This is a genomic window from Synechococcus sp. W55.1 (genome assembly GCF_047461655.1).
Taxonomy (GTDB): Bacteria; Cyanobacteriota; Cyanobacteriia; order Thermostichales; family Thermostichaceae; genus Thermostichus.
The window spans coordinates 20,404-34,247 of record NZ_JANSHN010000022.1 but is presented as its reverse complement, the minus strand read 5'-3'; the positions used below and the strand labels follow the sequence as shown (position 1 = coordinate 34,247).

The window sequence follows — 13,844 nt, the reverse complement described above, 5'->3', positions numbered from 1 at the left end:
GGCTGTACAAGCAGCCCAGCCAAGACTGGAATACCCAGTGAGCAGGGGATCAGCCGCCCACCGGGCATCCGGCCTGCTAAGAAGAAGTAGGCTCCGCTTCCGCCAGTGCCAGCTCCCGCACGCTCTGCAACTGAGCAGCAAAGTAGTCCAGCGTCTCCTTGCTGTGCAAGCCGTAGTCATAGGGGCCGGTCAGCAAAATGGGATCCCCATAAAAGTTGTGATGGGGCGGGGGAGAAGAAGTTGTCCACTCCAGTGTCAGGGCCTGCCAAGGATTATCCCCAGCTTTTGGCCCGGCCACCCAGGAGTAGATGGCGTTAACCAAAAAGGGCAGGGTGGAAATGGCCAGAACAAAGGCCCCCACCGAGCTGATCCAGTTGAGGTCGGCAAATTGGGGATCGTACTGGGCCACCCGGCGGGGCATCCCCATCAGGCCCAGCTTGTGCATCGGCAAGAAGCACATGTTAAAGCCGACAAAGGTCAACACAAAGTGCACCCGCCCCCAAAACTCGTTCAGCAGCCGCCCGGTCATCTTGGGGAACCAGTGGTAGATGCCGGCATAGATCCCAAAGACGCTGCCGCCAAACAACACGTAGTGTAGGTGGGCCACCACAAAGTAGGTGTCGTGAACGTGGATATCCAGAGGCACCGAGGCGAGGATAATCCCGCTCAAGCCGCCGATCACAAACATCGAGACAAAGCCCATGCCAAACAGCATGGCCGACCGGAAGTGGATCTTGCCGCCCCACAAAGTGGCCAGCCAGCTAAACACCTTGATCCCCGTCGGGACAGCAATAGCCATAGTGGCGATCATGAAGAACACCCGCATCCAGTCAGGGGTGCCGCTGGTGAACATGTGGTGCGCCCAGACGATCAACCCCAAAAAGCAGATGGCCAAGCTGGAATAGGCAATGGCTTTGTAAGCAAAGATGGGCTTGCGGGCATGCACCGGCAAAATCTCGGAGATCATGCCAAAGACCGGCAAGATCATGATGTAAACCGCCGGGTGGGAGTAGAACCAGAACATGTGCTGGTACACCACCGGATCCCCGCCGCCGCTGGGGTTAAAAAAGGCCGTGCCTGCCAAGAGGTCAAAGCTAAGCAAAATCAATGCACCGGCCAAAACCGGTGTTGCAATGAGGGTGAGAACAGAGGCTGCCAGCATGGCCCAACAAAACAGGGGCATGTCTTCCATCTTCATGCCGGGCATGCGCATCTTCAGAATGGTGGTGATGAAGTTAACCGCCGCCAGGATGGAAGAGGTTCCTGCCAACAAAATGCTCAGGATCCAGAGTTCTTCCCCCACCTTGCCGCTGATCAAGCTGAGGGGGGGGTAGGAAGTCCAGCCGGCAGCCGGAGCCTCTATGAACAGGCTGGCCAAAAGCAGGATCCCTGTGGGCGGAACCAGCCAAAAGGCCACCGCATTCAGCTTGGGGAAGGCCATATCCCGCGCCCCGATCATCAGCGGTACCAGGTAGTTGCCAAAGCCCCCCACCAAAGCAGGCACGATCCACAAAAAGATCATGATCGTGGCGTGCAGGGTAAAGGCACCGTTGTACCGCTCAAAGCCGAGAAAGTCGGCCTCTGGAGTAGCCAGCTCTGCCCGTACTGCCGTCGCCAGCACCCCTCCCACCAAGTAGAAGAAAAAGGTGGTCACCAAGTACTGGATCCCGATGACCTTGTGATCGGTGGAGAAGGTAAAGAAGCGCCACCAAGGCTCAGCAGGAAGTTCAAGTTCAACCTTCGGTGCAGCAACAAGTCTTGGGCTGTCTTGCAGCTGGGTCATTGCACAAAAGCTCCTATATCGCGTTGGCAGAATGTTGTTCCCACAAGCGCAGGCCAAAGGGGCGTCAGGGATCCCGGCTAGCCTGCGGAAGGAAGGGATCCGGAGTGGAGCCGGAGAGAAGTTAGCTCGGAAGGAGAAATGCCCAGGCGCTGTTGGTAAGCCTTGGCGAATGCCGAGGATGGCTGGGATTCGGAAGCTAAGGCCACAGCTTTGTCCTCAGGGCGAGCAGCCAGAACCTGCTCTTTCTGCCACTGCTCAAAAACTTCCGGCGTATCCACAAACAATTGCCCTGCCATCACCCCATGATAGGGGCCGCACAGCTCTGCGCAGATGATGGGGTACTGCCCCAGTTGAGTGGGCACAAACTCCAGGTGGGTCTCTCGGCCCGGGATCACATCCTGCTTGAGGCGAAACTGCGGCACCCAGAAGGCATGGTTCACATCCAGAGCCGTCATATCCAAGCGCACCCGCTTGTTTAGAGGAAGGTGCAGCTCGCTGGCCACCAGGCCGGAATCCGGGTAGGTGAACATCCAAGCATATTGCATGCCCTGCACTTGGACGACCAGATCCGGCTGGCCCATTTCCTTCCCGGGTAGCACTACAGGGGTATAAGCGTAGCCGGGATCCCCCGCCTCAGCTTCGTGGGAAGACTCCATCGCCATGGCTGCGTGGATGTGCCCGCCGACATCAGCACCCCCGTAGATGGCCTGGTAAACATCCAAGCTGGCCAAGCCTAACCAAAGAATGATCACCGCCGGCACCGCCGTCCACACGATCTCCAGCAGCACATTGCCGTGGCTGGGATCCCCGTCGCCTTGGTCACTCCGTCGCTTGCGGTAGCGGACAATACAGTAGAGAAGCACTCCCTGTACCACCAAAAAGATCCCTGTGGCAATGGTTATGGTGCTGTTAAAGAGGCTGTCGAACAAGGGGGCTGATTCGGCAGCAGATTCGGGAAGCAGATGGTGGTTTTGCCCGTACCAAAGGCTGGCAAGGGTCAGGAGGATCCCCATAGCCACCAAGATGATGTTGCTCAGCGCACTCAAGACTACTTTTCCCCAATACAAAGAGCGTCCATCCTAGCAGATAATCTGCTCACAGCGTCTGCAAACTACCTTGCTCAACTTAATCCGTCGTTTTTTACTGTTGCCGTTTTTTATTTTTGTTTGCATTGTTTACGGAGTTTACAAAGTTTTCCGATTGTAGAGTCTGCTTCGCTGCGCACGGCTTCTCCACTAGTATCAGATAGTAGTCTGCGGGAGAGAGAAACCCTGCAGGCTTATGGATCTCTTCAGGATCTTTCAGGGTGAGCAGTGACGAGGCGGAGCTTTGGTTCCGAGATTTTCGGCAGACCTGTGTAAGGGCGGTACCACATTGAAGGCTGGCTCTGGTTGAGGGTCATCTCTCCAAGCTGAGATTTTTGCTGGCTGTAGACTGAGGTAGGGTGGGATAACCCCGCAATTGGGCTGGTTTGGACAGGTTTTCTCTCTTTAATCTCTGCTTCTGTTTAATCTCTGCTTCGCTTTCCCCAATGTCTTCTCCCCATTCACTGGCGACCTTGCTATCTGATCCAGGGGATCCCTTGCCGATCCAGACTCCATCAACGGTCTCGGAATTGGCCGGAATCTTAAAGGAGTGCCAAGGGCGGAAAGTGCTGCCGCTGGGGCAGGGGAGCAAGTGGGGCTGGGCCCACTCTGTGGAGCCGGTGGATTTGGTTCTCAGCACGCGCGGCTTACGCCGGCTCATCGACCATGCGGCTGCTGATCTCACCGTCACGGTGGAAGCTGGCATGACTTTGGCGGAACTGCAACACATCTTGGCCGAGCGGGGGCAATGGTGGCCGGTGGATCCCCTCTATCCGGAGCGGGCTACCCTGGGGGGCATTATCGCCACTGCCGATACGGGTTCTCTGCGCTGGCGTTACGGCGGGATCCGCGACTTGCTGCTGGGCATAGCCTGGGTGCGGGCAGATGGGGAAGTGGCCAAAGCGGGCGGGCGGGTTGTTAAGAATGTTGCCGGCTATGACCTGATGAAGCTGTTCACTGGATCCCTGGGCAGCTTGGGAATTTTGACCCAGGTGAGCCTGCGGCTTTACCCCTTGCCGGCAGCTCAGTCTGCTTTGCTGGCTACAGGATCCCTGCCGGAGCTGGAGGTTTTGTGTCGGCAGGTGCTGACCGGCCCCGTTAACCCTGTGGGGGTGGATCTCTGGCTGAGGGCAGAGGGATCCCAGGTTTGGCTCAGCTTTCATGGATCGGAGCGAGCAATCGCCCAACAGATGGCCCAAACGCGGCGGCTGGCCCCTGCAGGGCTGACTTTGCAGGAAGTGAATCCCGGCTCTCTGTCCCTGCCTCAACCCGGCTCAGGAGCAGTGCTGGCCAAGTTCGGGTGCCTGCCCAGTCAGAGCTTGGCAACACTGGAGCAGTTTCAAACCCTGTTTCCTGGAGCTCAGGTGCAACTGCACCGAGGCTGTGGGCTAGGACGGGCTTGGCTGGTTCAGCCAGAAGTGGGATCCCTAATGCAACTGCAACGCTACCTCAAGTCCGCAGGCGGATTTCTCCTGCTTCTGGAGGCTCCGCCAGCTCTGAAGAGGGCTCTTGCCCATGACTTTGGCCCGGTTGCCAGCCTAATGCGCAAGCTGAAGCAGCAATTTGACCCTGCCGGCACCTTCAGCCCCAGCTTGATATAGGCACTGCCCCTGTCACCGCTCCTTCCCCGGGATCCCTCTGGCCAAACGTCTTGTTCCGGTGCATGATAGATCTATAAGAAATTGAAACATTTCTTAACATCATTTCTCAGTATCTCAGCGTCAAAGCTAGGAGAGGGATCAGCATGAGCATCGAGTGGCAGCGGATACTCCGCGTTGGGGTGGGCTTTTGCCTTGGGCTGTTGATTGCGGTGGGCGGGGGATCCCTGACCTGGGCGCAACCTGCCCTGCCGGTGGTGCCGATGGAGTTGCCCCAGCCGCCTGTGCCGGTCTTGGACTTAGCGGATCAGTTGACCAGCAATCAGGAAGCTCAACTGGCCCAGCATCTGAACAAGTTAGAGCAAGACACCGGCTGGAAGCTGCGGGTGCTGACTCAGTTCGACCAAACACCGGGTCGTCAGGTGAAGGAATACTGGGGCTTGAATGAGCGCAGCGTTCTGATGGTGGCGGATCCCAGGGGGGGCAACTTACTGGCGTTTAATGTGGGGGATGCTGTGCGCGAGATCTTGCCACGTACCTTTTGGATTGAGCTGCAATCTCGCTTTGGCAACCAATTCTATGTGCGGGAGCACGGCACCCACCGCGCCATCTTAGAGACCGTTGATGTCTTGGATCGCTGCTTTCATCAGGGGGGCTGCCGTGTGGTGCCCGGCCTGCCTCAAGAGCAGTGGATCCTGACGCTGGTGACCTCGATTTTGGGGGGGATTGTCCTTGGGTTTGCCGGCAAGCCCCGCCATGCGGAGGAGCTGTTTAACTGGCGTTGGGCCTTGCTCATTTCTCCCCTGTGGTTCATTTTGTTCGGGGCTTTCGGTATCGGCCCGGTGGTCACACGTACTCAGGATTGGATCCCGGTCTTGCGCAACGTCTTGGGGTTTCTGGCAGGGGCTTTGGTGATCTACCTAGCTCCCATTGCTCGCCCGGCAGTGGATCAGCAGTAGCTGACTCGTGAAGTCGGCTGGGCGTCCTTCCCTGCGAGCCCCAGTTCGCAGGGGACAAATGCTAGAATCGGTGAGCAGAAATTGCTGGTGTAGCTCAGTTGGTAGAGCACTCGACTTGTAATCGAGCGGTCGTCAGTTCGAATCTGACCATCAGCTTCTGGTGCCATGGAACTTGGCTCTGCTGTCTCCTCTCGCTGAAGCCGAACTCAGCTTCTACACTGGTGGTTAGATTGGCATTAGCGGGATCCCTGGGTCTTGTTGACAGGAGGCCAAGGCCGATCCCTGCTCAGTTTGGCATACCTACTCAGCCGATTGGGTTGTTCTCCTGATTCTCCTTGGATGTCTATGTCCGGTCTCCCAGCCGCTACGGTTCGTCGATTGCAAAAGCTGCCCCAGGTGCCCTCCGTGTGGGAAGGGGATCGTCACAAGCTCTCAGGATCGCCACCCGTGGGATCCCAAACGGAAGGGGAGTGCATTCTTTGGGTAGATGGTGTTCAGGGCGTGGTACGGGCCATGGAAGTGGTGCCCGCCGATTCTGGCTTTGAGCCGATGGTGCGAACCTTGATTGTGGCCATGGAGCGGCCCCATGCTGCCTCACCTGCTCGCCCCCAGAAGATCATCGTGCGGGATCGAGAGGTGCAATTTTTCTTGCGCGGCATTCTGCACCAGCTGGACATTAAGGTGGAATGCCAGCCGGAATTGCCTCTAATCGATGAGATCCTTCAGAGCTTTGAAGAGGCCAACGAACGGATCCCTCCCCCTCTGCCGGAACACTATGTTGAGTTGCTGGCCGGCAAAGCCCTTACCCTCTGGCGAGATGCTCCCTGGGATTACCTAGAGGATCACCAAATCCTGGCGATCGACCTAAATCACTGGGATATCCAAACCCTTTATGTCTCGGTGATGGGGCGGTTGGGCATGGAGTATGGGGTACTTTTCTATCGCTCGCTGCCCTCCCTCAAACAGTTTCGCCAGGATGCGGGCCAGCCGGATACTCCCGAAGAGATGGAGGAAGCCTTCCTCAGACAAGATTGTCTCTATCTCACATTCCAAGCTCGCAATCCTGAACTTAACGAACTGCCGGATCTGGACTTGGCAGATTTGGATCCTGAGGAAGTTGAGCCGAACTTTGGCACCATTCACCCCCTGGAAGGCTTGCGCGTGACTTTGCAGGAGGACGAGGCAGCGGTCTTATCGGTGGCCCTGGAAGCCTTGCATCGCTTCTTCAAGCAGTACCACCGCAAGCTGGAAGATGACTTTCGCTCCTATCAAGGTCGGTACCGCATTCCCAACCCCCAAGAGAAGGGAGCAACCCTTTCGGTGCAGGTGCGCACTCTGCCGGACGTGGCTGAAGAGCTGCTGGAGCTGGAAGGGGAGGAGGAAGAACCTGCCCAAACCCTGCTGCGGGATGATTTGGTGCCGGAAGGGGCGCAGATAGGTCTGGGGGTCTTGCCGTGGACAACGGTGGAAATGCTGCGGCGCACGGGGCAATGGCATCCCCTCCCCCAAAGCAAGCTGGTGAAAAATGGAGAAGGGCTGCCGGTGGTGATTGTGCGCACCTCTCGATCAAAAGCAAAGCAGCTCATCGAGAATTTGCGTGGGGAAGGCGGGCCCCAGGGCGTTTGTTTCAACACAGGGGTGGATCCCTTCGATGGCGATCGCTACGACTTGGAAATTGTGCAAACGGGCAATCGCGATCTGCACCTGTTTGGAGAGTTTCCCGAAGATGATCCCGTTCACTCCATGGCTCGCAAGCGCTGGGAGCGGCGTTGCCGGGATACGGGTGGCTATTGCGGCTTGGTGGTGGCGATGGGGGTGAATTCTACGCGCCCAGAGCTGCAAGTGCGCCACATTCTGGCCCTGTTTGAGATGCAGGCTTTGAACCCAACGGGACTGGGACTGGGGCCGATGGTGCGGATTAGCCGACAATTGCACTTGCCTTGACCGTCCAGATGGAGGCAGGTTAGGTGCTGCTGGTAACCTGAGCAACTTTCTCCCAGCCGGGATCCCTTCTTTCTATCTCTGGCAGGTTTACCGGGCGGTGATTCGGTTTTTCCAGGGATCCACGCTATCTTGGCTCTGGTTCTCTCCTGGGTGCTGACCGGCAAAATAGCTCGACAAAGCATCTCGACAAAGCATCTCGACAAAGCATCTCGACAAAGCATACAGTGGCCCTATCATCTGGGGGCTCTGGTATTGACCCTCAGTTTGTGGCAAGTGCTTGGAGTTTAGGGCAAGGGATCCCAAGTATCCTGCCGCCGCAGGGTAGCTTGTCGCAGCCGAGCCAAGTTGGCCGATCCAGTGCAAAAGGCAACAATGCGCAGCTCCTCGATCACGGCGCGAAAGGTGTCCACCACTGCCTGCATCTGTCCTTGGGAGACGGCGTGTAAAGCGGGGGCGGCCATACCCACCACATCGGCTCCCAGACGGATAGCTTTGGCCGCGTCGATGCCATTGCGGATGCCGCCGCTGGCCACCAGGGGTAAGTCCGGCAGCAGGCGACGAATTTCCAGCAGGGACAAAGCCGTTGGGATCCCCCAGTCCCTGAAGCTGTGGGCAATGCGTTTCTTGAGAGCATCTGGTTGGCGATGGGCCTCCACCTCGCTCCAACTGGTGCCGCCCGCTCCCGCCACATCTAGGGCCGCCACACCGCATTCGGCCAGCCGCTGGGCTACCTTAGCACTGAGGCCATTGCCCACTTCCTTCACCACCACGGGCACCGGCAACTGCGCCACCAACTGTTCGATGCGGCCATACAATCCACGCCAGTCGGGATCCCCTTGGGGCTGAACCGCCTCCTGGAGAGGATTGAGGTGCAGAATCAGCGCATCCGCCTCGATCATCTCCACCGCCCGTCGCGCCTGCTCCAACCCATAGCCGTAGTTGAGCTGAACGGCACCCAGGTTGGCCAGCAGCAGAATATTCGGGGCCACTCGGCGCACCTGGTAAGTCCGGGCCAGCTCTGGATGTTCCAAAGCTGCCCGCTGGGATCCCACCCCCATGGCAATACCCAACTGTTGGGCAGCGGCGGCCAGTTGTCGGTTTAGCTCATGGGCAGCCTCTGTTCCCCCCGTCATGCTGCTGATGAGCAGGGGTGCCTGTAGGCGTTTTCCCAAGAATTCGCAGCTTAGGTCGATCTCCGGCAACAGCAGCTCCGGCAGCGCCACATGCTCAAAGAAAAACCGCTCAAACCCGGTGCGGATCCCTTTGGCAGCCACATCCTGCTGCAGAACAATGTCCAGGTGATCCTGTTTGCGCTCGGAAATGGGGGGGAGAGAATCGGCCATCATGTCAGCAGTGCGGAGCACCTTGGTCTTGGTAGAGATTGTCAGTCTATAACGCCGCGCGCTGCCAAAAGCGAACAGCATTGCCCGTTCGCGCTAGCGGGACGGAGTCCAAGGTGACTCGCTATCTACTGGGACAGCAGTGCGGTTCCCGGTAGGGTGCCGGAGGCATAGCACTGTCGCGTCAGCGGTGCGGAGCACTGTCGCGTCAGCGGTGCGGAGCACTATGATGTGGGCGGGATCCCAACCGGACAGCCATGCAACCCTTGCACATCTTGCTGGCAGAAGGCAACCCTCATCTGCGCAGCTTGCTGTGTTGGCATTTGCAACAGGCCGGACACCAAGTTTGGGCAGCAGAGACCCTTCGCCAGGCAAAGACCCTGCTGCAACAGCAGCCCATTCACCTGCTGATTTTGGATGCGGAGCTGTCCAACCGCGGCGGGCTGCAACTGTGCCAGTGGGCCCATCGCCAATGTGATCTGTTAATTCTGCTACTCTCCCACCGGGGATCCGAGGCGGATATCATCGCCGGCCTGGAGGCAGGAGCGGACGATTACCTCACCAAGCCCTTCAGTATGCAACTGCTGGATGCCCACCTTCTAGCCTTGGCTCGGCGACGACAGCGGCATATTCCTCCCACCTTTCTGCAGTATGGGGATCTCAAAATTGACCTGGTGCAACGGCGCGTTGCCCTGGCCGGGGAAGGGATCGACCTCACGCCTCAGGAGTTTAGCCTGCTGATGGTGCTGGTGCAGGCGGATGGGGATCCCGTCTCTCGTCTAGAGCTGCTGGAGCGAGCGTGGCCGGATTCCACCGATAACCCTCGCACCGTCGATACCCACATCCTCTCGTTGCGCAAAAAGCTGGAACGGGATCCGCGCCAGCCCAGCTTGATCCACACAGTGCGCAATGTCGGCTACTGCTTCGGTCTCAACCCCCCGCTGCCTCAGGAACAGAAAACCGTTTCAGTGGCTGCAGGCGATTCAGGATCTGGGCCTCAGCGGCAGCGTCGTGGAGTCGCAGCGTCAGGCAAAGCACCTACTAAGGAATAGCTAGTTAACGTCAATTCCGCTAGGCAGAATCGGGATTGCTAAGTTGCAGCAGAGACCGGCGTACCCGCTGCTCCAAGGCCAGGTTGTGATGTCGGCGGCTGACCTGCAAAGCTGCCTGCAAATCCGAAAAAGCTGTTGCTTTATCTCCCATATTCCAGTAGGCCAGCCCTCGTCCGTACAAGCCATACTCGTCGGAGAGGTCAATCCGGTTCATATCCGCTTCCAGGCGAAAGGCCCGCTCGTAGTCGTCCAAAGCAGCTTTGATCTCCCCCAGCGCATAGAGAAGGTTGCCCCTGATGTAGAGAACGTTGGGCTGCTGGGGTTCTCTTTCTAAGCTGCGGCTGAGGTCGGCAATGGCCTCGTCAAAGTAATCACCACAGGCGTAGGTCACCCCCCGCTGGTAGTAATGGGCCGGGCTGGGATCCCAGTCAATAGCCTGCGACCAATCGGCCAAAGCCGCCTCCCATTCGCCCAGGTAGCTGTGCAAACGGGCTCGCTGGGAATAGGCAAGTGCTGAGGTGGGATCCAGGCGGATGGCTTCATCCAGGTGGGCTAGGGCCAAAGGCAGGGATCCCCGTTGCACGAGCAGGTTGGCCAAGCTGAGGTGGTGGGGGACGTTGGGGTGTAGGCGCACCAGTTCAGCAAACTCCGCCGTTGCTCCTTGGAGGTCCCCGAGAGACTGACGAATCAGCCCGCGGTAAAAATAGGGTTCTGGACGGCGTGGGGCCAACCGGGTCGCCTGGCCGAAATCCTCCAAGGCTTGGGGAACTTGGCCGAGGGCAAAGTAGGCTTCTCCCCGCAAAATGTAGGCGTTGGCCAGGCAGGGATCCCGCTGCAGAGCCAAGCTGAGCTGTTCAATAGCCCCCGGCAAATCCCGGTTCAGCCACCGTTCTCGACCACGGTTGTAGGCCAAGATGGCAGGACGGGTGAAGGCAGAAATGGCCGCTGCACCTGCCAGACCCATCACTGCCAAAAGGCGATCCTGCCGCCAACTCGCCATGCTCCCCAGCAACAGGGCAACTGCAATCAAAACGCGCAAGCCGGCAGAGTCGTGGGCTCTGAACATACTGCTCCGCACCGCTGTCACCAACGCATCCCGTTTTTTCAATTTCTCTTCGATTCTGCCCGATTGGGTTGCCCTCCCTCCTGGCCCGCTCACGCGAGCGTGCTCCGGATCCCCATTAGGCCCAAAGCATCAACCGCAGCTCGTAGGGATCGTGCATGTCGGGGTGGAAGGGGAGCAGGCGGATGGCCAACCCTTGCAAGCCGCTGGCCTCATAGCAAATCTGGCCGGAGAAGATGGCCCGATCCTCCACCGTCTCCACATAGCGCAGGGGGGTCGCCTGTCCCTTCTGAATCTGGCCCTCATCATTGACCGGCCCCTGGTAAGCTTGCACGATCACATCCTGAGGTCGCAGGGATCCCAGCCGCACTTCCACCGTCACGGTGAGGGGATCCCTGGCCATCACCACCTGGTCATCTTGTGCCAAGGCAAGGCCAGCAGCGGGAGCTTTCTTCGGGGTTTCAATTTGGACGTTGAGAACTTGGATGTTGTACCAGTGCTCCTGCAAGTGGCTCTGCCAACGAACGAACTGGCGGGCCGACTCGAAGTGGTCACGGCGCATGCGGTCGAAGTAGTTGCTGAGAGGAATGTAGGCTCGCTGGACGTACTCCAACACCATGCGCTGCGTGCTGAACTGGGGGCAATTGAGGCGAATCGCCTGCTTCATGCGCTGGATCCACTGATGGGGTAGGCCATCGCTGCCGCGCTGGTAGAAGAGAGGGGCAACCTCTTGTTCCAGCAGGTCGTAGAGGGCATTCGACTCCACCTCATCTTGATAGGCGCGATCCTCATACTCCTCACCGCGGCCAATGGGCCAGCCGGTCTGGTAATAGTCAGCCTCGTCCCACCAGCCGTCCAAAATACTGAGGTTCTGTCCGCCGTTGGCCGCTGCCTTCATGCCGCTGGTGCCGCTGGCTTCACGGGGGCGCAAGGGGTTGTTCAGCCACACATCCACTCCGGCCACCATCAAACTGGTGACATACATGTCGTAGTCCTCAATGAAAACCAAGTGCTGGCGAAACTCCGGCTGCCGCGACACCTGCACAATTTGGCGGATCAACTCTTTACCGGGTATGTCGCGGGGGTGGGCCTTGCCGGCAAAGATAAACTGCACCGGGTACTGAGGATGGTTGAGCAAAGCCTTGAGCCGTTCCAGGTTGTGGAACAAAAGGGTGGCCCGCTTGTAGGTGGCAAAGCGGCGGGCAAACCCAATGGTGAGCACCTCGGGGTTGAGGGCCTCTGAGGCCCGTTGGATCTCAGCCGCCGAGGCAGCCCGTTTCTGGAGCTGTTCCATCAAGCGCTCGCGGGTAAAGTTAATCAGGCGGGAGCGGCTGCGCTCGTGGGCCCGCCACAGTTCCCCATCCGGGATCCGATCCACCTTCTGCCAGAGGGGATCCGAAGGGGGAGCCTCTGCCCAATCCGGCCCCAGGTAGCGGTCGTAGAGGGCTTGGTTCTCTTCCCCCACCCAGGTGCGGACATGTACCCCGTTGGTGATGGAGGTAATCGGCACTTCTTCCAGCGGGATCCCAGGCCACAGCCGGCTGAACATCTTGCGGGAAACCGCCCCATGCAGCTTGCTCACACCGTTGACAAAAGAGGCCATGTTGATGGCCAGCACCGCCATGCTGAAGGGAGATTGGAAGTCGCCAGTATTTTCCCGTCCCAAAGCCAAAAAGCGCTCCCGGCTCAGGCCCATCTGGCTGTAGTAGAAGCCGAGGTAGTAATCGATTTTGTCGGGCGGGAACAAGTCAATCCCGGCAGGTACCGGCGTGTGGGTGGTAAACATCTGGCTGGACTTGGCCACTTGCCAAGCCTCTTCAAAGCTCAGCCCCTGCTCGACCATCAACAGGCGAATCCGCTCCACCGCCAAAAAGGCCGAGTGCCCTTCGTTCATGTGGTAGACGGTGGGATGGATCCCAAGGGCGCGCAAAGCCCGCACGCCGCCGATCCCCAGCATGATCTCCTGGTGGATGCGCAGATCTTGGTCGCCGCCGTACAGCTCATCGGTGATGTCTTGGTCGTACTGGCTGTTGGGCTCGATGTTGGTGTCCAGAAGATACAGGGGCACCCTCCCCACCATCACCTTCCAGATGCGGGCGAACACCTTGCGGTTGGGATAATCCACCTCAATCCGAATTTCTTGACCCTCCGCATCCTTTTGCAGCTCCAGGGGCATGTTAAAAAATTCATTGATTGGGTAGCGTTCCTGCTGCCAACCGTCGGGGTTGAGGTACTGGCGAAAATAGCCCTTTTGGTAGAGCAAGCCCACGCCCACCAAGGGCAAGCCCAGATCGCTGGCCGCCTTGAGGTGATCCCCGGCCAAAACCCCCAAGCCGCCTGAGTAGAGGGGTAGACAATCCGCCAAACCAAACTCTGCCGAAAAATAGGCGTAGCACTCCCCTTCCACCGCTTGGGCCGAACGATACTTGCGATACCAAGTGTCCTCCTGCAGGTAGCTCTGCAGTTGTTGGCTGGCCCGTTCCAACTGGGCCAAAAAGCCGGGATCCTCCGCCAACTCATCCAGCCGTTCCTGCCGAATCCGACCTAGAAAAGCCACCGGGTTGTGGCTGCAGGCATCCCACAGATCCGGATCCATGCGACGGAATAGGCTGCGGGTTTCCACGTTCCAACTAAAATGCAGGTTGTAAGCCAGCAAGCGCAGACTTTCCAGCGGAGCAGGCAAGTAGGGAGTGACCTTGAACGTCCGTAGCGGCTTCATAGAGAATCCGGGAAAAGGGTTGGTTCCACTGTCAGGCTACCTTGGCCTCAGCCGGAGGGCGTGGCTTTTTAGCTTGAGTGCTGATTTTTGACATACTCCCCTGCCTTTAGGCAGGGGATTCTGGTTCCTGGTTCTGCGACAGCACTTACCATATCAGGTCTCGCCTCCACGGCAGCGGTGCTCACCTCCCCAGGCGTTCCCTCTTTCGTTCGCGTCAGCGGGACGGAGTTCTTTGGGGAGAGTGGACAGCGTCTTCTTCACCCGGTAGCCACAATGAGAACAGTCCTGCGAGGTGTATTCC

General features: G+C 58.5%; 9 protein-coding genes and 1 tRNA gene. 5 read left to right on the top strand and 5 right to left on the bottom strand.

What is annotated here, in order from left to right; genetic code table 11:
• Positions 1-76: 76 nt before the first annotated feature.
• Both ctaD and NW816_RS11000 read right to left on the bottom strand, forming a co-directional pair.
• The gene (gene ctaD / locus NW816_RS11005; RefSeq protein WP_414409183.1) at positions 77-1,783 is read right to left on the bottom strand and encodes a cytochrome c oxidase subunit I; all 1,707 of its coding nucleotides are present in this window, start codon (positions 1,781-1,783) and stop codon (positions 77-79) included.
• Positions 1,784-1,860: 77 nt separating this feature from the next.
• Positions 1,861-2,829: a cytochrome c oxidase subunit II gene (locus NW816_RS11000; protein ID WP_414409182.1), complete on the bottom strand. Its 969-nt coding sequence runs from the start codon at positions 2,827-2,829 to the stop codon at positions 1,861-1,863.
• A 536-nt stretch (positions 2,830-3,365) separates the two neighbouring features.
• On the opposite strand from NW816_RS11000, the gene NW816_RS10995 reads away from it, so the two are divergent.
• The 4 genes from NW816_RS10995 to NW816_RS10980 all read left to right on the top strand — a co-directional run bounded on the left by NW816_RS10995 (position 3,366) and on the right by NW816_RS10980 (position 7,369).
• Complete coding sequence (locus NW816_RS10995; RefSeq protein ID WP_414409181.1) at positions 3,366-4,469, top strand: FAD-binding oxidoreductase; 1,104 nt, start codon at positions 3,366-3,368, stop codon at positions 4,467-4,469.
• Between the two features lie 260 nt (positions 4,470-4,729).
• Complete coding sequence (locus tag NW816_RS10990; RefSeq protein ID WP_414351270.1) at positions 4,730-5,425, top strand: TPM domain-containing protein; 696 nt, start codon at positions 4,730-4,732, stop codon at positions 5,423-5,425.
• A gap of 83 nt (positions 5,426-5,508) precedes the next feature.
• Positions 5,509-5,581 (top strand) — tRNA-Thr (locus tag NW816_RS10985).
• Positions 5,582-5,770: 189 nt separating this feature from the next.
• A complete protein-coding gene (locus tag NW816_RS10980) occupies positions 5,771-7,369 on the top strand; it encodes a DUF6930 domain-containing protein (RefSeq protein WP_414409180.1) in 1,599 nt (532 codons plus the stop codon).
• Between the two features lie 284 nt (positions 7,370-7,653).
• Here NW816_RS10980 and fni read toward each other — a convergent pair whose 3' ends face one another.
• Positions 7,654-8,715, bottom strand: a complete 1,062-nt coding sequence (fni, locus tag NW816_RS10975; RefSeq protein WP_414409197.1) for a type 2 isopentenyl-diphosphate Delta-isomerase — start codon at positions 8,713-8,715, stop codon at positions 7,654-7,656.
• A gap of 251 nt (positions 8,716-8,966) precedes the next feature.
• On the opposite strand from fni, the gene NW816_RS10970 reads away from it, so the two are divergent.
• Positions 8,967-9,761 carry a response regulator transcription factor gene (locus tag NW816_RS10970; RefSeq protein WP_414409179.1) on the top strand — a complete coding sequence of 265 codons (795 nt, stop codon included), beginning with the start codon at positions 8,967-8,969 and terminating at the stop codon, positions 9,759-9,761.
• A gap of 19 nt (positions 9,762-9,780) precedes the next feature.
• On the opposite strand, the gene NW816_RS10965 is transcribed toward NW816_RS10970, so the two are convergent.
• Together NW816_RS10965 and glgP are read right to left on the bottom strand one after the other, a co-directional pair.
• Complete coding sequence (locus NW816_RS10965) at positions 9,781-10,827, bottom strand: tetratricopeptide repeat protein (RefSeq protein ID WP_414409178.1); 1,047 nt, start codon at positions 10,825-10,827, stop codon at positions 9,781-9,783.
• A 115-nt stretch (positions 10,828-10,942) separates the two neighbouring features.
• On the bottom strand, positions 10,943-13,543 hold the full coding sequence (glgP, locus tag NW816_RS10960) for an alpha-glucan family phosphorylase (protein ID WP_414409177.1): 2,601 nt from the start codon (positions 13,541-13,543) through the stop codon (positions 10,943-10,945).
• Between the last annotated feature and the right edge of the window lie 301 nt (positions 13,544-13,844).